The sequence below is a fragment of the Pseudovibrio sp. SCP20 genome (assembly GCF_057774105.1).
This window is the reverse complement of sequence record NZ_JBYMDH010000019.1, coordinates 1-376: the sequence shown is the minus strand read 5'-3', so window position 1 is coordinate 376 and position 376 is coordinate 1. Positions and strand designations below refer to the sequence as shown.

The 376-nt window shown below is 50.3% G+C and carries 2 tRNA genes; both read right to left on the bottom strand.

From position 1 onward, the window contains the following. Window positions 1-181: 181 nt before the first annotated feature. A tRNA-Ala gene (locus AC3CB2_RS23470) sits at window positions 182-257 on the bottom strand. Between the two features lie 14 nt (window positions 258-271). Beyond that, window positions 272-348 (bottom strand) — tRNA-Ile (locus AC3CB2_RS23465). Between the last annotated feature and the right edge of the window lie 28 nt (window positions 349-376).

Below are 376 nucleotides of genomic sequence, written 5' to 3'. Positions count from 1 at the left end.
ACGAAAGTGTCTTAACTGGCTAGCTGTCACCTACCGCAATTCCATAAGGAACTGGCGCGGCAAGCGGCCAATCATGTCTTCTCTTCAAAATGTCACAGAACAAGCAAACTTGAGAACCAAGCTCGCAAAACGAATACTCTCATATGATATCAAGCTACGGAAGGAACCAACTCAAAGGAATTGGTGGAGCCTAGGAGGATCGAACTCCTGACCTCCTGAATGCAAATCAGGCGCTCTCCCAGCTGAGCTAAGGCCCCATTACCAAAAGGAATGGTGGGTCGAGGAGGACTTGAACCTCCGACCTCACGCTTATCAGGCGTGCGCTCTAACCACCTGAGCTACCGACCCAGTATCTAAACTGGTCTGCTCAAGTGAG